Annotated in this window: 22 protein-coding genes, 5 tRNA genes, 1 other RNA gene and 1 riboswitch; of the genes, 10 read left to right on the top strand and 18 right to left on the bottom strand. The window is 41.6% G+C overall.

The annotated features are described in order from the left end of the window. Positions 1–31: 31 nt before the first annotated feature. The 3 genes from DCO44_RS05590 to DCO44_RS05580 all read right to left on the bottom strand — a co-directional run bounded on the left by DCO44_RS05590 (position 32) and on the right by DCO44_RS05580 (position 2,169). Entirely contained in the window at positions 32–451 is a 420-nt protein-coding gene (locus DCO44_RS05590) for an ABZJ_00895 family protein (RefSeq protein WP_116759869.1), read from the bottom strand. 23 nt (positions 452–474) lie between these two features. Beyond that, positions 475–1,098, bottom strand: a complete 624-nt coding sequence (locus DCO44_RS05585; RefSeq protein ID WP_116759867.1) for a DedA family protein — start codon at positions 1,096–1,098, stop codon at positions 475–477. A gap of 138 nt (positions 1,099–1,236) precedes the next feature. Then, positions 1,237–2,169 (bottom strand): rhodanese-related sulfurtransferase, encoded by a 933-nt coding sequence (locus tag DCO44_RS05580; RefSeq protein WP_116759865.1) that lies wholly within the window; start codon positions 2,167–2,169, stop codon positions 1,237–1,239. A 204-nt stretch (positions 2,170–2,373) separates the two neighbouring features. Between DCO44_RS05580 and DCO44_RS05575 the strand changes: the two genes are divergently transcribed. Both DCO44_RS05575 and DCO44_RS05570 read left to right on the top strand, forming a co-directional pair. After that, positions 2,374–2,859, top strand: a complete 486-nt coding sequence (locus tag DCO44_RS05575) for a DUF1289 domain-containing protein (RefSeq protein WP_116759863.1) — start codon at positions 2,374–2,376, stop codon at positions 2,857–2,859. 44 nt (positions 2,860–2,903) lie between these two features. After that, positions 2,904–3,515, top strand: a complete 612-nt coding sequence (locus DCO44_RS05570; RefSeq protein WP_116759861.1) for a LysE family translocator — start codon at positions 2,904–2,906, stop codon at positions 3,513–3,515. A 56-nt stretch (positions 3,516–3,571) separates the two neighbouring features. Here DCO44_RS05570 and ribB read toward each other — a convergent pair whose 3' ends face one another. The 12 genes from ribB to DCO44_RS05510 form a co-directional block, all read right to left on the bottom strand. Continuing rightward, a complete protein-coding gene (gene ribB / locus DCO44_RS05565; protein WP_116759859.1) occupies positions 3,572–4,231 on the bottom strand; it encodes a 3,4-dihydroxy-2-butanone-4-phosphate synthase in 660 nt (219 codons plus the stop codon). Between the two features lie 105 nt (positions 4,232–4,336). Beyond that, positions 4,337–4,489: riboswitch (FMN riboswitch) on the bottom strand. Positions 4,490–4,665: 176 nt separating this feature from the next. Further along, a complete protein-coding gene (panD, locus tag DCO44_RS05560) occupies positions 4,666–5,046 on the bottom strand; it encodes an aspartate 1-decarboxylase (protein ID WP_016165796.1) in 381 nt (126 codons plus the stop codon). A gap of 144 nt (positions 5,047–5,190) precedes the next feature. Beyond that, the gene (gene pth / locus DCO44_RS05555; protein WP_116759857.1) at positions 5,191–5,772 is read right to left on the bottom strand and encodes an aminoacyl-tRNA hydrolase; all 582 of its coding nucleotides are present in this window, start codon (positions 5,770–5,772) and stop codon (positions 5,191–5,193) included. Positions 5,773–5,791: 19 nt separating this feature from the next. After that, positions 5,792–6,088, bottom strand: coding sequence for a 50S ribosomal protein L25 (gene rplY, locus DCO44_RS05550; protein ID WP_116759855.1), 297 nt, complete (start codon positions 6,086–6,088; stop codon positions 5,792–5,794). Between the two features lie 103 nt (positions 6,089–6,191). Then, complete coding sequence (locus DCO44_RS05545; protein WP_116759853.1) at positions 6,192–7,145, bottom strand: ribose-phosphate pyrophosphokinase; 954 nt, start codon at positions 7,143–7,145, stop codon at positions 6,192–6,194. 36 nt (positions 7,146–7,181) lie between these two features. Further along, a tRNA-Gln gene (locus DCO44_RS05540) sits at positions 7,182–7,256 on the bottom strand. 92 nt (positions 7,257–7,348) lie between these two features. Continuing rightward, positions 7,349–7,423: transfer RNA gene (locus DCO44_RS05535), tRNA-Gln, on the bottom strand. A gap of 18 nt (positions 7,424–7,441) precedes the next feature. Further along, positions 7,442–7,516 (bottom strand) — tRNA-Gln (locus DCO44_RS05530). Positions 7,517–7,540: 24 nt separating this feature from the next. Then, a tRNA-Gln gene (locus tag DCO44_RS05525) sits at positions 7,541–7,615 on the bottom strand. Continuing rightward, positions 7,614–8,444, bottom strand: coding sequence for a 4-(cytidine 5'-diphospho)-2-C-methyl-D-erythritol kinase (gene ispE, locus DCO44_RS05520; protein ID WP_116759851.1), 831 nt, complete (start codon positions 8,442–8,444; stop codon positions 7,614–7,616). The genes DCO44_RS05525 and ispE overlap by 2 nt, the downstream gene beginning before the upstream one ends. A gap of 12 nt (positions 8,445–8,456) precedes the next feature. Further along, complete coding sequence (gene lolB, locus DCO44_RS05515; RefSeq protein WP_116759849.1) at positions 8,457–9,038, bottom strand: lipoprotein insertase outer membrane protein LolB; 582 nt, start codon at positions 9,036–9,038, stop codon at positions 8,457–8,459. Positions 9,039–9,047: 9 nt separating this feature from the next. Continuing rightward, a complete protein-coding gene (locus DCO44_RS05510) occupies positions 9,048–10,760 on the bottom strand; it encodes a tetratricopeptide repeat protein (protein WP_213066310.1) in 1,713 nt (570 codons plus the stop codon). A 79-nt stretch (positions 10,761–10,839) separates the two neighbouring features. On the opposite strand from DCO44_RS05510, the gene hemA reads away from it, so the two are divergent. Next, positions 10,840–12,123 carry a glutamyl-tRNA reductase gene (gene hemA / locus DCO44_RS05505; RefSeq protein WP_116759845.1) on the top strand — a complete coding sequence of 428 codons (1,284 nt, stop codon included), beginning with the start codon at positions 10,840–10,842 and terminating at the stop codon, positions 12,121–12,123. 16 nt (positions 12,124–12,139) lie between these two features. Here the strand turns inward: hemA and DCO44_RS05500 are convergent, their stop codons facing one another. Both DCO44_RS05500 and DCO44_RS05495 read right to left on the bottom strand, forming a co-directional pair. Further along, a complete protein-coding gene (locus DCO44_RS05500) occupies positions 12,140–14,020 on the bottom strand; it encodes a DNA primase (RefSeq protein WP_116759843.1) in 1,881 nt (626 codons plus the stop codon). A 186-nt stretch (positions 14,021–14,206) separates the two neighbouring features. Then, on the bottom strand, positions 14,207–15,196 hold the full coding sequence (locus DCO44_RS05495; RefSeq protein ID WP_116759841.1) for an outer membrane protein assembly factor BamD: 990 nt from the start codon (positions 15,194–15,196) through the stop codon (positions 14,207–14,209). 71 nt (positions 15,197–15,267) lie between these two features. On the opposite strand from DCO44_RS05495, the gene rluD reads away from it, so the two are divergent. From rluD to DCO44_RS05480, 3 genes are all read left to right on the top strand, one after another. Then, positions 15,268–16,320, top strand: a complete 1,053-nt coding sequence (gene rluD, locus DCO44_RS05490; protein ID WP_116759839.1) for a 23S rRNA pseudouridine(1911/1915/1917) synthase RluD — start codon at positions 15,268–15,270, stop codon at positions 16,318–16,320. 86 nt (positions 16,321–16,406) lie between these two features. Further along, positions 16,407–17,147, top strand: a complete 741-nt coding sequence (gene pgeF / locus DCO44_RS05485; protein ID WP_116759837.1) for a peptidoglycan editing factor PgeF — start codon at positions 16,407–16,409, stop codon at positions 17,145–17,147. 108 nt (positions 17,148–17,255) lie between these two features. Beyond that, a complete protein-coding gene (locus DCO44_RS05480; RefSeq protein ID WP_116759835.1) occupies positions 17,256–17,822 on the top strand; it encodes a flavodoxin family protein in 567 nt (188 codons plus the stop codon). 41 nt (positions 17,823–17,863) lie between these two features. Here the strand turns inward: DCO44_RS05480 and smpB are convergent, their stop codons facing one another. Beyond that, positions 17,864–18,340: an SsrA-binding protein SmpB gene (gene smpB, locus DCO44_RS05475; RefSeq protein WP_116759833.1), complete on the bottom strand. Its 477-nt coding sequence runs from the start codon at positions 18,338–18,340 to the stop codon at positions 17,864–17,866. A 251-nt stretch (positions 18,341–18,591) separates the two neighbouring features. Between smpB and coaD the strand changes: the two genes are divergently transcribed. The 4 genes from coaD (at position 18,592) to DCO44_RS05455 (ending at position 19,901) form a co-directional block, all read left to right on the top strand. Next, the gene (coaD, locus tag DCO44_RS05470; protein WP_116759831.1) at positions 18,592–19,083 is read left to right on the top strand and encodes a pantetheine-phosphate adenylyltransferase; all 492 of its coding nucleotides are present in this window, start codon (positions 18,592–18,594) and stop codon (positions 19,081–19,083) included. Position 19,084: 1 nt separating this feature from the next. Further along, positions 19,085–19,348, top strand: coding sequence for a YfhL family 4Fe-4S dicluster ferredoxin (locus DCO44_RS05465; protein ID WP_116759829.1), 264 nt, complete (start codon positions 19,085–19,087; stop codon positions 19,346–19,348). Between the two features lie 26 nt (positions 19,349–19,374). Beyond that, positions 19,375–19,751, top strand: an RNA gene (gene rnpB / locus DCO44_RS05460) — RNase P RNA component class A. A gap of 73 nt (positions 19,752–19,824) precedes the next feature. After that, positions 19,825–19,901 (top strand) — tRNA-Met (locus tag DCO44_RS05455). The last annotated feature ends 159 nt before the right edge of the window (positions 19,902–20,060 follow it).

Raw genomic sequence — 20,060 nt, 5'->3', positions numbered from 1 at the left:
AATTCATTTTGAGCTTAACGTGACGGGAGTGTTACATTGGGTGCTGTTTTCTTGCGATAAAGCTTGCATACCAACCATAGGCAAAATGAAAAATGATGCCATGTACTGCTATTAAGCACAGCATGATAAGTGCTGAAATACCTAGACCTGCTTCATCAGCAGCTTTTAAAATTTGCTCTGCATTGGGGTTCATCAGTACCAAGAAGAACACAAAGAAACTCGCGATGATAATGGCAATGGCACTACAGCCCCAAACCAATTGAATTTTTTCATCACTGCTAGGTAGGCGTTGTTCTTTTTTGACAAAATGACTTGCGCTTAGTAAAGCGCAAGCAATCAAAGCAGGAATTAGAGTAATTCCGCCTAACTGTAAACCAAAAATCAGAATAGCCACAAGAATCACTAAAGCGATACTGTAAATTGCAGCAAAATGTTTTAAATAATGCTTCATGTAAATCCTTAAATTAAATCAATTTAGTCTTTAAAATGTTGTTTTTTTCTCTGATATCTTCGATAGAAAATCCATAAAATAATGAGCAGGGCAATACCAAGCATCACATAGCCCACTTGGCTAAAAATTTGATGCATGAGTGCTTGATTTTCACCGAAATAGAAACCTACGCAAGCTAAGAAACTGGTCCAAATAATGGTGCCTAAGCTGCTGTAGAACATGAATTTCCAAAATGGCATCCGACTCATGCCAGCAGGAATACTAATCAAAGAACGGACAGCAGGAACCATACGACCAAAAAAGACGATACGGTGCCCGTAATGTTCAAACCAGTCTAGGGCAGTTTTAACATCGGTTGATTGAATAAAGAAATATTTTCCATATCGGTCAACGAAACGAAAGATGGTTGCATGATTAAATTTATAACCAATCCAATATAGAACTGCTGCGGCAACTAGAGAGCCGATACAACCCGCAATAATCACACCAATGAGCAGTAGTTCACCCTGTGAGGCAGTATAGCCTGCGGAAGGCATAATAATTTCAGAAGGTATAGGAGGAAAAACATTATCGAGGAACATTAGAAGTGCGATACCTAGATAACCGAGTTGTTCCATGATGGAGATAATCCATTCTGTCAGGTTCATATACGTTTATGAAAGTGAAGACAATTTATCCTAGTAGGATTTGAAACAGTGGTAAAGCTTTGTTTTGTATTTGTTTGCCTTGGTCTAAGTGTAAAAAAGCCTCCGCGAGAGGAGGCTTTTAAAAATATCGAGGAATGATTACAGACGTTTACGTTTTGCCGCCGCAATTTGAGATTGGCGCATACGGAAACCATCTTTTTGCTTTTCAGTGGTTTTGTCTACGCAATATTTACAAGACACGCCATGTTCATAACTTGGCTCTTCCACTTCAGTTGGAAGTAATGGCCAACCACATGCGTGACATTTAATATTTTGACCTTCTTCAACACCGTGAGTTACCGCTGTACGACCGTCAAATACAAAACATTCGCCTTCCCACATGCTTTCTTCAGCTGGGGTTTCTTCTAAATATTTTAAAATACCGCCTTTCAGGTGGTAAACCTCTTCAAAGCCTTCTTGTAAAAGCAAAGAAGTCGATTTTTCACAACGAATACCACCCGTACAGAACATCGCAATTTTCTTATCTTTATGCTGTTCAAGGTTTTTCTTTACGTAATCTGGAAATTCACGGAAAGTTTCAGTTTGCGGGTCGATTGCACCTTTAAAAGTACCTGCTTTATATTCGTAATCATTACGCGTATCAATCAGAATCACGTCATCACGTGCAATTAGGTCGTTCCATTCTTTTGGGTCTAAGTAGTGACCAACTAAATCACGTGGCTTAACTTCTACGCCTAGAGTGACAATTTCTTTTTTGAGTTTGATTTTCATTTTACGGAATGGTTTTTCAGAGCTGGTTGACTCTTTATATTCCATTGCGTTAAAGCCTTCATTTAATAGAAATTGATGTATAGCATCAATTGCTACACGGTCACCCGCAACGGTACCATTAATTCCTTCATCTGCAACAATTAGAGTACCACATAGGTTGATAGAGTTTACCAAGTCTAAAAGACGCTGTTGTAAATCAGCAGAATCTTGAACTTCTTTGAATTGATAAAGTGCGGCAACAACCCAATCAGCGGTCGCTTGCTGTTCTACAGGTGCAAGCTGTTCTACAGTAGCGTTCATGGAGTACTCCAAATATAAACGATAGGACAAAATTTAAGGCGCATATTTTAGCGCGAATTACTGTAATAAGCGAGAAAACCCGTCAAGAATTATGGTTTTTAAATTAGGTGATAAACGGTATGATGCTTAAGCAACTTTAATTGAAAATTGATGGAATTAAATTTTGTTTTATAGTGGTTATCTATATGATTTTAGGAGTTTATTTTGAGTAATGATCGTCGAATCGCTTCACTCACGCCATGTGCAGGGCGTTGTTCTACGGTCTTTGGTGATGCAGTTTGTCGGGGATGTCGTCGTTTTAATCATGAAGTCATTCAGTGGAATACTTATTCAACAGTGCAGCAAAATGCAGTTTGGATCCGTTTAGATGCTCAATTGGATCAGATTCTAGTTCCCATGCTACCCTTTGCAGATTTACGACATGTCGAAGGTTTTGTCTTGTCGAAGCGAGTACGGTTGCGACCAGAAGCCTCTAAAGGACGTAAGTTATATCATGCCCTGAAAATTTGTGAAAAAAACAAAAATTTTACTCAAGAAAGTGGTTTGGGTATTACTGAACAGCAAGTGAAAGCTTTGTGGCAAGAGTTTGAGCGTCGCGTGTTGGCATTGGCAACTGCAAGTTATGATCTGGCATTTCTCCGTGCTGATGGAATTAGTCATAGCTTATTACGTGATGATGAAGAAGATTAAAACGCTCGCTTTATTTTAATGTGTATAAAAGAAAGTAATGACTTGTGAATTATATTGAATACTTTTTATATTGTTTTGCTGTTGTAATTATGATCGCTACACCTGGGCCCGTCATGCTATTGGTGGCAAGTGCGGGTTTAAAAGGGGGCTATCGTCGTGCCTTACAAACCATTTTCGGTACGAATCTGGCTTCTCTAATTTTAATTGCTGCTTCCATTGCCATTCTTAAAGGCTTCTTAACCATTAGCGAGCAATGGTTTAATGTCGTTAAGATTTTGGGTTGTCTGTATATTGTTTATTTGGGTATACAAATTTTAAGAGAAGTTTGGCAGGGCGATGTAGGTGCTGGAAATACCTCGAGTACAGTTGCAAATGGTGGATTTAAGCAAGGTTTCCTTGTTGCCATTTCAAATCCTAAAGATATTATTTTCTTTGCGTCTTTTTTTCCACAATTTGTACAGATTACACCAAATTTAAATTTGAGTTTAAGTATCCTGACTGTAAGTTGGATTGCACTCGATTTTGCGACACTATCATTTGTATATTTAATGTTTAATCGCTTTTCACGTTCCAATATGTATCAGCATCTATTGGCTTGTTGCGGTGTGATTTTAATTGTTGTCGCACTTTATGGTATTTATGCCACATTGTTTTAAATATGATTCTTGATCAAATTAAAAAAGTCCCAGTTTGAAGACTGGGACGGTGTCATTTATACGTGATGAGCTAAGCGATATTGTACCAGTTCTTCAATGGTAATGACCGTAAGTTGATGCGTTTCTGCATAAGCCAGAACTTGAATACCAGAAGCCATGCTGCCATCTGGATTAGTCAATTCACATAAAACTCCAGAAGGTTTCAGTCCCGCCAAACGGGCAAGGTCTATTGTCCCTTCAGTATGCCCACGACGAGTGAGTACACCGCCATCACGCGCACGTAATGGGAATACATGACCAGGACGGTTTAAGTCACTGGCTACTGCACCAGTACGTGTTGCCGTTTGAACTGTAGTCACACGATCATGTGCAGATACACCTGTAGTCACTCCTTGAGCGGCTTCTATGGTGACTGTAAATGCAGTTTTAAATTGGCTTGAATTGTCACTGACCATGGGAGGTAAGTCTAAATGATCTGCGAGCTCGTTGGTGAGGCATAAACAAACAATGCCTGAACCGTCACGAATCATACGCGCCATGGTTTCGACCGTTAATGTTTCTGCTGCAATGATTAAATCAGCTTCATTTTCACGATCAAAATCATCCATCACCAAAACAGGTTTACCTTGGCGAATGTCAGCTAATGCTTGTTGAATACGCTGTTCTGCTGGGGGAAGTGCTGAAAAAAAGAGTTCGGGTTGAATTAAACTAGACATTGAAACGCTCGCGTAAGTTGAAGATACGGTTGAACATTTCAGGACTTTGAAAAATTGGCGTAGCAATAAATGATCACAGACTTACGCCTGAGACTTTATTGGTCACGTCGTCTTCTTTCATCCGGACTATACCGTCGGCTTTGGCTTTGAACCAAATCTGCATGTGGCTTTAAAGGCTACACGCTCGTGGGCTTGTTCTCAGTGTTCAATACTAGAACTTACCACCGGTGGGGAATTGCACCCCGCCCTGAAGCGATGTGTTGCTAGTATAAACTTTTTTACAGAAAATGTGATATTTCATCTAACGTTAGCATCATCATTATTTCTGACAATGATTGCAATAAATTCGCTAAGCATATTGAGAAGGGATGTGGTGAGTGGAAAGAACCTGATCGCAATAAAAAAGCTCGCGATTTGCGAGCTTCTTATTTATCTTATGCCACTTGAACTGGAATACAGTTTGCAGTGTGATTGACTGTATTGTCTGGGTTGGCATAGACCAAACGAGGTTTGTGCGCATTGGCTTCTGCTTCGGTAAATGCACCAAAAGTTGCAATGATTACAAGATCACCAACATCCGCTTGGTGAGCAGCACCGCCGTTCACAGAAATAATGCCAGAATTGTCTTCACCGCGAATTGCATAAGTTGCGAAACGTTTACCGTTGGTCACGTTCCAAACATGGATTTCTTCGTATTCACGAATACCAGCTAAATCCATTAACACACCATCAATTGCACATGAACCTTCATAATGAAGTTCAGCATGGGTAACTACAGCGCGGTGAATTTTGCATTTTAGTAAACGAGATAGCATAGCGAGCGTCTCCTGAGTGGACCTAAGACCTTTATCTTTTGTTTGAATCAATCGCGTCTTACAAGATTAGTAATCGGCAAAAAACGCATTCTGCTCTGAAATGAACAACATGGCAAGAACGATTGTTTAACAATTCAAATAAATTCAGTTGGGTTTATAAGCATTGATTTGATTCATTGCTTGCTGAATATCACCATTCACGAGTAACTTGAGTCGTGATAGTGCATGATCGATTGCATCATCCATTAAACCTTGTTCACTGCTTGGCGCTTTGCTAAGCACATGTCCAGAGACACGTTCTTTAGAACCAGGATGACCAATACCAATACGTAGACGATGAAAATTTGGACCGAGGTGTGGAACAATGTCACGCAATCCATTATGACCACCATGACCACCGCCAGTTTTGAGGCGAATGACACCCGGGTTCATATCAAGCTCATCATGGGCAATTAACATTGCTTCAGGAGCAACTTGATAAAATTTGCAGAAGGGAACAACACTTTTGCCCGAAAGGTTCATAAAGGTTGTTGGTAAAAGCAGACGAACGTCTTGACCTTCGATATTACCACGACCACTTATTCCATGGAATTTGGGATCGGCTTTTAATGTAATGCCATATTTTTCTGCAATGCGTTCTACAAACCAGAAGCCTGCATTATGGCGGGTTTGGGCATATTCCTTTCCAGGATTACCCAAACCAACAATTAGCGATATATTAGCCACTAATTACACCATTCAACACTTATGCGCGTTTGAAGTCAGCGTGCATAGGTGTATTTTTAGCTGGGTGACGTTGTAACGCTTGGATTTTAACGTTTTCAACTTTGTCACCAACTTTGATTTCAACAACTTCTTCAAAGAAAGCGTTGTTTTCTAAAGCTTTAACAAGCTCACGAAGTTCTAAAGTAACGGCTACAGGTTCAGCGTTACCACCGTAGATGATTGCTGGAACTTGTGCAGCATGACGAAGGCGGCGGCTCGCACCTTTCCCTTGGTTAGCTGCTTCACGTGCTTGTGCGTTTAATACGAAGTTTGCCATGATAGACATCCTTAATTTAAGTTTATTAAATAAACTAGATCTGCGACCGACCTAGTGAGACAAAGCCCTGCACTGGGCAGGGCTTTGGAATTCTAGCGCTATATTATAGATAACTATCGAACATTGCGCTAATAGATTCTTCGTTGTTAATACGACGAATTGTTTCAGCAACCATACTGGCAACCGAAACTTGGCGAATCTTACCAAGCTGTTGTGCTTCTTCAGAAAGTGGAATTGTATCTGTAACTACGAGTTCGTCGATGACAGAGTTTTTCAAATTCTCAATGGCTTTGCCTGAAAGTACAGGGTGAGTTGCATAGGCAACAACACGGCGAGCACCAAAAGTTTTCAGTGCATCAGCAGCTTTACATAAAGTACCCGCTGTATCTACCATGTCATCAACAATGACACAATCACGACCTTTCACATCACCAATCAAATGCATCACTTGTGATTCATTCGCTTTTTGACGACGTTTATCGATAATCGCAAGGTCAATATCACCCATTTGTTTAGCAACAGCACGAGCACGAACTACACCACCAACGTCTGGAGAAACAACCATGAGGTTGTCATGAGACTGTTGGCGTAAGTCAGCAAGTAATGCTGGAGTGCCATAAATGTTGTCTACAGGGATATCGAAGAAACCTTGGATTTGGTCTGCATGTAGGTCGATCATCACAACGCGGTCAATACCTACAGTAGTCAGCATGTCTGCGACAACTTTTGCAGTGATTGGAACACGAGATGAACGAGGACGACGGTCTTGACGTGCATAACCGAAGTAAGGAATGACAGCAGTTATACGACCAGCACTTGCACGACGTAAGGCGTCTGCCATCACTAAGATTTCCATAAGGTTATCATTAGTAGGCGCACAAGTAGGTTGTACGACAAATACGTCTTTACCACGAACATTTTCAGTGATTTCTACAGCAATCTCACCATCAGAGAAGGTTGAAACTGAAGCAGCACCTAAAGGAATGTGCAAATGGCTTACGACTTTTTGAGCGAATTGTGGATGAGCAGTTCCACTAAAAACGACAAGATTGGGCATGAAGCACCCTTGGCGGTTGGTGTGTTTGAAATTAGATGGCAGGGGCGGCTGGATTCGAACCAACGGATGGCGAGATCAAAACCCGCTGCCTTACCACTTGGCGACGCCCCTAATGCGGCAGAACTTTAATATTTTTGCGCGTTCATGTCAAGGTAAATTAACAAGAAGATGCAAAGTGTTGTTCTGTCTTTTAAGCTTGAAATTGGCAGGGGCGGCTGGATTCGAACCAACGGATGGCGAGATCAAAACCCGCTGCCTTACCACTTGGCGACGCCCCTAAATTTGATGTGTGTATATGGCAGGGGCGGCTGGATTCGAACCAACGGATGGCGAGATCAAAACCCGCTGCCTTACCACTTGGCGACGCCCCTAATACATACATCTACAGGTGAAATTGGCAGGGGCGGCTGGATTCGAACCAACGGATGGCGAGATCAAAACCCGCTGCCTTACCACTTGGCGACGCCCCTATTGAACTTTAAAATGACGTAATGGAGATTCATTTAAACTGTTTACCAAGTAAGCTTTACATGGTGCATGTTCAAGAATTTCATTTACGTGCATTTCAGCAGTTACTTCAGTAAAAACACAAGCACCTGTACCTGTAAGTTTTGCAATACCGAACTGATCTAAATATTGCATCGCTTCATTGACTTCAGGATATAGACTTCTTGCCAAAGGTTCAAAGTTATTTCCAAAGTCAGATGGCTTTATCTGATAGGCGCAAAATTTAGATGGCTTCGAGTTTCTTGTCAACGTTTTTTGTGAAAAAAGCAGTTGAGTGCTGATAAAACAATCAGGTTTTAGCACTATGTACTGTTTTTGATCTAAGTTGATGAATGTTAAGTGTTCACCGATGCCTTCTGCCCATGCATTTTGCCCATGTATAAAAATAGGCACATCAGCACCAAGTTTTACCCCCAGTTCAGCCAATTGTTCAATTGTTAAGCCACACTGCCAGAGTTGGTTCACAACAATAAGGGTGGTCGCAGCATTAGATGATCCACCACCGAGTCCTGCACCCATCGGAATATTTTTTTCAATTTTGATGTTTAAGCCAGTGAGATGCTTTGCCAACGGTTTTAACATCTGTGTGGCTTTGTAAATTAAATTCTGCTCCAGATCGACGGCATTTAAGCCTTCGATCTGAATGTCATTTTGCTGAGTAGGTTCAAATTCCAACCAATCGCATAAGTCTATCAGTTGAAAAATACTTTGCAGCTCGTGATATCCATTTTCACGACGTCCAGTGATGTGTAAAAACAGATTGAGTTTTGCAGGAGAGGGTACTCGAATCATAGCTAGCCAGAATTAACGGTTTTGAATCAGCATTGTAATACGATTTTCTTTACCAGATTCAAGTTCTTGTTTCAGAACTAATTTATTGGGTAGTTGAGCAGTATCGTTATAACTAAGGTCGACTTGCCAGCCATCTTCAATAATTTGTTGCGGGCGATTCGCTGCATCCTTATTAATTTGTGCTTGTAGTGTTGCTGGTCGAGCCTGTACCCAGTCAATTAAATGCGTAATGGGCGCTTGCCAACCTGTGGCCTGTTCTAGCAGTTCTTCTGGCGTAGCGGCTTGGATTAAACCTGTTTTCGCACTATTGAGGCTTACAGCACCGGGCTGTCCAGTAATTTGAGTTTTACCGACCCCAAGAATACCACTGAGTTCGATGTCAAATTGTTGCTGTTGTTGCTGCCATGTAAAAAAGGCACTACCCGATTGCTGCGGTGTACGCACGCCAATTTTACCTTGTAAATTAAAATGATTCTGTTCAGCAGCATTTGGGCTTTCCGCAGGAATTTGCGGTTTGGTAAATTGCTGACAACCGGTTAGGAATAAAACACTACTGGTGAATACGGTCAGACCGACTTTTGAAAATACACGCATCAAAATCAATTAGCTCTTTTTCATATGTTGAGGTAACAGTAACGAACTCAGTTGTTCCAATTGAGGATCATTTGGATGTTTTTGTTTTAATTGTTGTAACACAGTACTAAATTCAGTAATTTTTCCTTGCATATATAATGCTTTAGCATATCGAACTCCTATTGAAATGCTATTGCTTAAGGTGTAAGCCCTGCCAAGCACTTGTGCGGAAGTTTCAAAGTCATTTTGTAGATAGGTGATATAGCCTAGCGTATCCAAAATTGATGCTTGATCGGGGGTGTATTCTAATGCGAGTTCAACATAATGCCGCGCATCATCTAAACGCCGATTTTGTAAAGCAAGTGTATAGGCATAAGCATTTAAATAGGTTGGGCTATTCGGTTCAATTTCCAATAAGCGATTGAGGAGTTGTTCTAACTTAACACGGTCTTGAAAGGGATCGAGCAATAACACCTCTGCATAAATCAAGTCAGGATCGTCTGGTAGATTTTTAATGGCTTCATCCAATAAACGACGGGCCGCCTTGATATTGTTCATGCGTTTTAAAATATCGGCTTGCGCCTGATAGAGGAAACTGGCGTGTTGTGGGTAATTGACCCGTTCCTGAGTCAAAAAACGTAAGGCATCTTGTAACTTGTTTTGCTGTGCAAAAATATTAATCATGCTGCGTCTAGAGACAGGATAGAGGTTGCCATCGACCAAGCGGTAGTAGGCTTTGGCTGTTTCAAAGTGCTGCTTGCGTTCAGCATTGATGGCCAAATAGTAGTAGGCATCATTTTGATATTGAGCTGAATAGCGTAGTTCGACCAAAAATTTTTCCGCATCTTCATATTGTTTTAAGTCAATACTGGTCAGGCCTGCTAAAAAGAGAGCCTCTTCTTGCTTGGGCCACTTTTTTAAGATGCTTTCGAGCTTTTTAAGCGCAGTCTCGGACTGATTTAATTTAATTAAATATTTAGCTTCTGCGAGTCGAATTTCTAAATTTTCACGATGTTTGCGGCTAGATTTATCATACCATTTCAAGGTTTCTTGTTCGTCACCCAAGACAGTCAGCAAGTTGGCTTTCATGAGAATAAAGCCTGTGACTTTCGGGCGCTTGCGTAAGGCACGGTTAATGGTAATTAATGCTTGATCAAATTGACCATTTTGCGCTTCTAAACCAGCGATCAGCACCAAAATGGATGGATTGTCCTTTTCTTTACTGGCAGACAAGGTCTTGAGCAGAACTTCACGGTCTGCTTGTGATTCAGGTGAAATACCCGCCAAAATTTGCTCTAAATCCGCATTAGGATCAATCATTAATATTTTATCGAGTGTTTCTGCTGCCAACTCGTATTCATGTGCTTTTAGGGCGATATGCGATAAATAAAATAGGGCGGGCACATCTTCAGGTTCTTGTACAACCCAATGTGTTGCAATATCAAGCGCCGCTTTTAGATCATCTTGTTCCAAAGCAATATTGAGTGCGCGTTGTTTCACTAGAGTAGAATTGCTGCGAATGGCCAGAACGGTGTAGTTGTGCAAAGCGGTTGGAATATCGTGATAAGCCAAAGCAAATTCGGCAATCATGCTTTGTTTTATGGCATTATTATTTGAATTTGCATGATAAACAACCTCTGATGCTCTTACATGAGTACCAGAAGCCATGCTACCAAGCAGTAAGAATGTGGTAGAATACTGCTTTATCGTCGTGCCGTTTATACGGCTGTTTGTTTGACGCAATTTTTTCTTGATCCAAGTAATGCTTTTTATGACACCGATGTTGCACAATAGCATAAATTTAGTGAATTGATGATTTGATATGTCTTTCTTTGCATTGGGGGTCAACCATCAAACCGCGTCAGTAGCGTTGCGTGAGCAAATTGCATTTAATGCTGAAAAGCTTAGTGTATTGCTTGCTCAGCAAAGTCACAACTCTGAATTAAATGATTTGGTGGTTGTGTCGACGTGTAACCGCACCGAGGTTTATGCCATATCTGAGAATGCGGATATGGTACTCAGTTGGCTCGCCCAAGCAAATCATTTAGATGTTAAGCAATTAGTCAATCATGTCTATCGTTATGAAGATGCGCAAGCGGTGACGCATTTAATGCGGGTGGCTAGCGGGCTAGACTCTCTAATGCTCGGTGAACCGCAAATTTTAGGGCAGGTAAAATCTGCACTGTCTTTAGCCAAAGATGCACATACAGTTTCAGGTAATTTAAATCGAATTTTCGAATATGCTTTCTATGCTGCAAAACGCGTTCGTTCAGAAACAGCGGTGGGAAGTCATGCTGTTTCAATGGGGTATGCCGTTGCGCAGTTAGCCTTACAAGTTTTTAGCCAACCTGAAAAAATGACCGTGCTGATTGTCGCGGCAGGTGAAATGAATAGCTTGGTAGCTAAACATTTGGCGGAAATGGGGGTTGGCAAAGTACTGATTTGTAACCGCACCCGTGAACGTGCCGAATTGTTAGCTCAAGAAATTGCCCATCAGGTTGATGTTGAGATTATTGATTTTGCAGCGCTGGCTGAAAACTTATACCGTGCAGATGTGATTTCAAGCTGTACGGGAAGTTTGCATCAAGTTATTTCCTATCAAGATGTAAAGCGTGCTTTAAAGAAACGCCGTTATCAGCAAATGCTCTTGGTTGATCTTGCCGTACCGCGTGATATAGAACCTAAAGTTGAATCTTTAGATGGTGTTTATCTCTACGGTGTGGATGATTTACAGTCGGTTATTGATGAAAATCTTGCGCAGCGTCGTCAGGCGGCTGTTGAAGCGGAAGTGATGGTGAATCAATTAGCCATTGAGCTGATTACCCATGAACGAGTCAATGAAGCGGGCGAAACTATTCATCAATATCGCCAACATGGGCATGAATTACAACAAGAAGAATTGCAATTGGCTTTGTCTCGCTTAGAAAAAGGGGGAAATGCTGCACAAATTATGCAAGATTTTGCCCATCGTTTAACGCAGAAATTGCTACACCCAACCTCTATTGTGTTACGTGATGCAGCCAAGGCAGAAGATCCTGCTTATTTTGAACAGTTACAGCAAAGCCTAGCTAATGTTGCAGCGCATCGACGTAAAGCTAAAAAATAAATATGATTTTATTGGCTTAAGATAACAGGCGCAGTCCAATTTTCTTGGTCAGTTCGTTCAATTGTTGACGTAAATTACGTGACTCAAGTAATGAATTCGGGTCTTTTAATTTCTGACGTAAAAATTTTTCTTGTAAGCCTAAGGCGTATTCAGTCGCCAGTTTATCCGCCATTTCTGGTGCATGGGTCAGCACTTCAATATTGGTACGTCGCATAATATCAGCAATTTCTAAACTGTAAGCGCTGCAAGCACCCAATACGTAATAGGTTGCTAGCTCTTGGTCATCAGGCAAGTTATCAAAAATCCGATTGAGAATATTAAGGACATGCGAGAGTAGTTCCTGACTTGGAACAAAGGCACGTAAAGTTTCAAAATGAATATATAAAAATGGATGATTCATCAGGATAGCGATGGCAAAGTCTTCATCTTTGGTGCGAATGTTAAAAGATAAAGACGCATCATTACTGAGTTGTGGTGTCCAACGTTTGCCAAACCCTAATTTTTCTTTAAAGGATTGATTTAAAAGATAACGAAAAGAACCCGTTTTTGGCAACAGTTCAGTCAGTTGACGCAGTTCAGCCATGACCAAACTTTTACCTTCAGGACTACTGATATCTTGATTTTGGGTTAAATGTGCAAATACAAAGTCGGAGAGTAATGGGGCTTGCTGTAATAAGCGCTGGAAATTTTCTAAACCTTCGCGTCGAATCAGTGAGTCAGGGTCATGATCATTGGGGAGTACAAAAAACTTCAGTTCACGACCATCATTTAATAAGGGTAAGGCAATGTCTAAAGTCCGTCGTGCTGCTTTTTGACCTGCGGCATCACCATCAAAGGCAATGGTGATACGATTATTCTGTTTGAACAGAATATTTAAATGCTCTGTATTACTGGCAGTTCCTAGCGTTGCAACTGCACCATAAATGCCATTTTGTTGTAGCGCGATGACATCCATGTAACCTTCAACCATGAGCCAGTCTTGGGCTTTTTGTTTGCGTCCCTCATAAAGTCCATACAGTAACTGGTTCTTATGGAAAACTTCGGAATCTGGCGAGTTGATATATTTGGGTTTAATTTGGTCATTCAGGGCACGACCACCAAAGCCGACCACACGACCTTTGGCATCACGAATCGGGAAAATCACCCGATCACGCAGCAAGTCAAAATCTCGTCCTTTGTCACTGGTACGGATTAGACCCAATAATTTTAAGCCCTGAACATCATGAGGGAAGGCTTTTTCCAAATGTTGCCAATCTTCAGGTGCATAGCCTAAACGCCAGAATTGAAGCGTCTCTGCACCTAAGCCGCGGTGTTTAAAGTACTGTTGTGCACTTTGGCTTTGGGGGAGTTGTCGTTCATAGAACTGCGCGACATTCTCCAGCAAATCATAAAGATTACCCTCTTGAGTGGGGGCTTCATTGAATGCTTGAAATTGTTCAAACTGGGCAAAAGGATCCTCGATATTACCAAATTCTTCAAATGGATCATGATCGATTTGCGGGTTGTGAGGTATTGGAATCTGAACAGGATTTGTGGGAATAACTGGATCTGCTGCTACAGGTTTAGTTTCTCGTTTGTAGGAGAGACGTTTGGAATCTTGATTGTCTTTGGGCAATTCAATACCCGCTTGGCTAGACAGATCTTTCATCACATCGACAAAATTCCGATTGTCGATGTCCATGAGAAAGCGAATGGCATTACCATTCGCCTGACAGCCAAAGCAGTGATAATACTGTTTATCACGATAGACATGGAAAGAGGGCGACTTTTCCTGATGAAACGGGCAGCAACCTGAGTATGTGCGTCCCGTTTTTTTAAGTTTCACGCGTTGGCCAATTAAATCGACAATATCAGTTCGATCGAGAATTTGATCTATCGTGTGCTGAGGAATGGCCATAGTCGTTATCGTGATACATCTAGCAAAAATGAAAATGCAAAGCGAGATTTGCTTGAATCTAACTTTTGCAAAAGAAAACTATTTATTTGTATAGGGTTTAATCAGTCAGATCAAGCCAAATGCAAAATATAAAAGGGCAAGTATGATAACTTGCCCTTCATGAAATTGCATCAAAACTTGCGAGTTTTATTCGCCAGATGTACTCGAAGCAGGACCTTCACTTGAAACATCTGGACGACCTAGCAAACCAAAAGTCATGCGGTTGGTTAGGCTGCGTTGTGCCGTTGGTGCTGTCGTTTTCGGTGTTTCGATAGCACTTTGTTCTTCACGACCAAAGACCCCTAAAGTTGCGCGGTTGATCCAACTGCCTTCTTTACGTACAGCACGTAAATTCACGCTACCATCAGATTTCACTAAATTCGGATAGTTCAGTTTTAGAACATCGATATATTGTTGCGCAGTGGTTTTATCACCCAGTTGTTCGTAACCATAGGCAACTGTTGCTAATGCTTCTGGAATTTGTGGTGTTTGTGGGTAATGTTCAATCACCCATTGCGAACGTTCAACAGCGGCTAACCAAGCTTTACGCTTAATGTTAAAACGCGCGACATTCATTTCACTTTCTGCCAGCTCATTGCCAATATATTTCATACGTTGTGCTGCATCTACCGCATAAGTGCTCGATGGATAGCGGCGAATGAAATCGACAAAGTTTTGGTAAGCGAGTTTTAAATAGCTGGTATCACGATGTGATTGCTTTAATGAGGTATAACGCATTAAACCATCATAGTTTTGTTCCATGTTCGCTACACCGCGTACATAGTAAGCATAATCTACATTTGGATGCTGCGGATTTAAGCGAATAAAACGCTCTGCAAGGCTGATCGTGCCTTCATAATCTTTTTGCTGAAATTTAGTGTACAACAACTCAAGCTGGGCTTGCTGCGCATAATCACCCGTTGGGTAGTAAGTATCAATTGCTTCTAGGTACTTGGCTGCATCAGTATATTGACCATTATCTAGCGCTTTCTCGGCTTTTTGTATATACACTTGCTCACTTAATTGTGGGCCTGTATCCACCACTTCTTTTTTTGGATTACTGCTACAGCCCACCATTGCAGACGCAATGCCTAAAGAAAGAGCGAGCATTGTAATTTTATAACGTGGTAGCGACATAAAAATTCCTCTGTTAATACGGGCAATGAGCTACAATTGCGCTATTAAACCACTTTTGTTTGAATGATCAAATGACCCAAGCACAATCTACTAATACAAATTCTGCAGAAACTGATTTCAATTTACTTGAAGAAATAGACGAAGCAGATAACCATACTTCTGATGCAACTGCAACACGTTTATCGTTGCAATTTCAATTGGATGAAAGCTATATCGGGCAACGTATTGATCAGGTTGCGGCGAATGTTTGGAGTGATTTCTCACGCGAAAAACTCAAGCAGTGGCTGAAGGATGGGCATTTGTTGGTAAATGGTAACATTGTTAAACCAAAGTACAAATGTGAAGGATATGAGCAGCTTACTCTTGATGTCGAGCTAGAAGCACAAACAACGAGTCAGCCTGAAAACATTCCGCTCAATATTGTTTATGAAGATGATGACATCATTGTGATTAACAAACCTGTTGGAATGGTGGTGCATCCTGGTGCTGGAAATAGCACAGGGACGTTGGTTAATGCGCTGCTTTATCATTACCCAAAGTCGGCTGAACTCTCACGTGCAGGTCTAGTACATCGCATTGATAAAGACACGAGCGGCTTGTTGGTGGTTGCGAAAACTTTGGAAGCTCAGTTTGCATTAAGCAAACAACTGGCAGATAAATCGGTTTATCGTGTCTATGATTTGATCGTTTATGGCAGCATGATTGCAGGCGGTACCATTGATGAGCCGATTAAACGCCATCCAGTTGATCGCGTTAAAATGACTGTTTTGCCGGGTGGGAAAGATGCCGTGACCCACTACAATGTAAAAGAGCGTTTTCAGCATTTCACCCGTGTACAGGCACGTTTGGAAACTGGACGTACGCACCAAATTCGTGTGCATTTTGCTTACATTGGTTATGGTTTGGTCGGTGATCCAGTCTATATGCCTCGTGTACGTGTTCCTGCTGGGGCATCTGAATTGTTAAATGATACTTTGCGTGGCTTTAGACGTCAGGCATTACATGCTGTGCAATTGGGTTTAGTTCATCCACGTACGGGTAAGGACATGATGTTTGAAGCACCGTGGTCAGAAGATTTTGCAGCATTGGTTGATGTATTGCGTAGCGAGAATAAAGCTTATTAAAAGCAATTGAAGAGGTGATCTTTGCGAAGTTCCTGATGGTAAAAGGAATAACGCAAAGATGATTTAAGTTGAATAAGGAATTTAACATGCAATTTGTTCAAGGCTTTCCAGAAGGTGTTTTTGTCGGGCAAACGCGTGTGCAACATGAGCATACTCAGGCATCGGATAAACCTGAACTTGATGGTTTTAATTTGGCATTGCATGTTCAGGATAATGCTCATCGAGTACAACAACACCGAATGCAGTTACTTGAGGAATTCTCTGCTTTTGGCGTAGAAAAAATAACGTGGATGACGCAAACCCATAGCACGATTTGTCACACTGTGAATGAACAGATCTACTTCGAGGCACTCGAAGGCGATGGTTTAGTAACTCAACAGAAGCAGCATGCCTTAATGATGATGACGGCGGATTGTTTACCTATTGTACTTGGCGATGCTGAAGCGATTGAGGTGGCCAACCTACATGCAGGCTGGCGTGGACTGGCCAATGGAATTGTGGAAAACACCATTGCAGCCATGCAGCATCCTCCTACTTGGGCATGGTTAGGGGCAGCCATTAGTCAACCGTGCTTTGAAGTAGGGGCAGAAGTCAAACAAATCTTCTGTAGCAAGTATCCTGCCTTAGCCTCGACCTTTGAGCCATCGAAAGAGCAGGGGAAATACTTTGCTGATTTATATGCGATTGCGCGCTATATTTTGCAGCAGCATGGTGTCACCAAGATCTTAGGTGGAGACCAGTGTACCTATAGACAAACTGAAGAATATTATTCTTATCGCCGTAATGCTAAAACTGGAAGAATGGCGACCTTTGTATTTTTAAAATGAGCATGGCAAGTTTGATTGGTGCAACGATTTTTACATTGTGCTATGCACTCGCCTCAGGCGAACGAAAAGTGTTAAACTTGACTTAATTATTTGGTTTTAAAAGTTTCCATGTCTGTCACTGATCTCGTTTCTTCTGCTCCTGTACATGTATGTGTGGTTTATCATAGTCCTTATGGTCATACGGCCAAGGTAGCCCAATATATTGCGCAAGGTGCAGAGCAGGCAGGTGCAGAGGTCCATTTGATTTCTGTGGCAGCAGTCCAGTGGGAGCTTTTAGATCAGGCTGATATTATTATTATGGGCTGCCCAACATATATGGGAAGCCTGACTTCTGCACTGAAACAATTTATGGAAGATTCCTCTAAGCGCTGGTTAGCTCGTGCTTGGCAAGGAAAACTTGCTGCTGGTTTTACCAATGGTGGTGGTTTAAGTGGTGATAAATTGGCTGTCTTGCAACAGATTAATTTATTTGCCATGCAGCATGGTATGTTGTGGGCGGGTTTGCCATTTATGCCAACTGGACGTAGCCAGCAAGATATTAACCGTATGTCGAGCTTCTTGGGGTTAATGACGCAGTCAGATAATGCCAGTGTTGAAGTTACCCCACCAGAAGGTGACTTGGAAACCGCACGAAAGTTTGGGAAGTATTTAGTTGAGCTAAAAGCTGACTATTAACACTTCTAGTAATAAAAAACCTCCAAATTGGAGGTTTTTTATTACTTATGCATGATGCGTGCTTTATCGCGTTGCCAGTCACGATCTTTTTCCGTAGCACGTTTGTCATGGAGTTGTTTACCTTTTACTAAAGCAATTTCCAACTTCGCGCGTGGACCTTTCCAGTAAGCGGCAAGCGGAACGCATGAATAACCTTTTTGATTGACTGCACCGAGTAACTTATCCAGTTCACGACGGTTCAGTAGTAGCTTACGTGTACGGGTTGATTCAGCAACAATATGCGTAGACGCACTGAGTAACGGTTGAATTTGTGCACCGAAGAGGAAAGCCTCACCATTTTTAAAGGTGATATAGCTCTCTGACAGGGTCATGCGACCTGCGCGTAATGATTTAACTTCCCAACCTTGTAAGGAGAGTCCTGCTTCAAATTTTTCTTCAATAAAATAATCATGACGGGCACGCTTATTTTGGGCAATCGTACCGCCATTATGTTTTTTAACTACAGTTGCTTTCGCCATAATCAATTACTTCCAAAGTTATGACTATTGTGCCCCAACATGAACCTACTGACAATTCTTAAATCGGATTGAAAAGGTTTAAAGTAAATCAAATACACCATCAAATGGCACACTGCTATTTTACTTAAATGAAACAGCCCAATAGTTTTTGCACGAATAGTGAAGATTTTTCAAATTTATGCAGTTTCTTCACCAAAAAAACAAGATTTTGTTAAAATACATCCCAATAAAATGAATTAGAGTACAAATGGATGTCTAAAACTCGCGTAATCTATCCAGGAACATTTGATCCAATTACCAATGGGCATGTCGACCTTGTGACGCGTGCATCAAAAATGTTTGATGAAGTGGTGGTGGCAATTGCGATTGGGCATCATAAGAATCCGTTGTTCAAGTTGGAAGAACGCGTGGCATTGGCACAGGCTTCTCTGAGTCATTTACCTAATGTAGAATTTGTAGGATTTGATGGTTTATTGGTAAACTTTTTCCGTGAACAAAAGGCAACGGCTGTGCTGCGTGGGTTACGTGCAGTGTCTGATTTTGAATATGAGTTTCAATTGGCGAATATGAACCGTCAACTCGATTCACGCTTTGAGGCGGTGTTTTTAACGCCATCGGAACAATATTCATTTATTTCTTCCACGTTAATTCGTGAAATTGCTCGTCTGAAAGGCGATGTCACCAAATTCGTTCCTGAAGCGGTGGTGAAAGCCTTTGAGCAAAAGCATCAACAAGGTTGGTAGAGTGTCTTTATATATAACTGATGAATGCATCAATTGTGATGTTTGTGAACCTGTTTGCCCCAATGAAGCAATTTTTATGGGTGAATTGATTTATGAAATTAACCCAGACTTATGTACTGAATGTGTGGGGCATCATGATCAACCGCAGTGTCAGCTCTTTTGTCCTGTAGATTGTATCCCACTTGATCCCCATCATGCTGAAACTGAGGATGAGCTGATGGATAAATATAAAAAGCTGATTGCTCAAAAAAGCGCAAGCAATTAAGTCTAAGATTTGATACTATGCGCTTCGAAGTGAGCCAGACGATCGCTGCTGTGGAGATCTCCGTGATTGAAGCAGGGGAGGAAAGTCCGGGCTTCATAGGGCAAGGTGCCAGGTAACGCCTGGGCGGCGTGAGCCGACGGAAAGTGCAGCAGAGAGTAGACCGCCTTCATTATGGTTTCGAGCAATCGAAATCGGAGGTAAGGGTGAAAGGGTGCGGTAAGAGCGCACCGCATGACTGGTAACAGTTCATGGCATGGTAAACCCCACCGGAAGCAAGACCAAATAGGGATCCTTTAGGCATGCCCATGCTGGATCCGGGTAGGTCGCTGGAGCGTATGAGTGATTGTACGCCTAGAGGAATGATCGTTCACGACAGAACCCGGCTTATCGGCTCACTTCACCAAATTTTGATCAATTAAGCGCATTAGGTACTTGACGTATTAAAGATAAAATCACATAATGCGCGCACAGTTTACGGCTATGTAGCTCAGTTGGTTAGAGCACCGCACTCATAATGCGGGGGTCACAAGTTCAAGTCTCGTCATAGCCACCATTTTATAAATCACGTTCCTATAACGTGATTTTTTTTGTCTAAAATTTATGATTAGACGTCGTATCGGTACAATAATAAGCGGGGCTTCGCTCTTTAAGCCATTTAATTTTTCAGTAAAAATGTGATTTCAGGATGAGGATTAGAAGAGCGTTACTGAGA

It is taken from the genome of Acinetobacter sp. AM (assembly GCF_003105055.1).
Taxonomy (GTDB): domain Bacteria; phylum Pseudomonadota; class Gammaproteobacteria; order Pseudomonadales; family Moraxellaceae; genus Acinetobacter; species Acinetobacter tibetensis.
The sequence above is the reverse complement of the archived record's forward strand: the minus strand, read 5'-3'. Positions and strand labels throughout refer to the sequence as shown.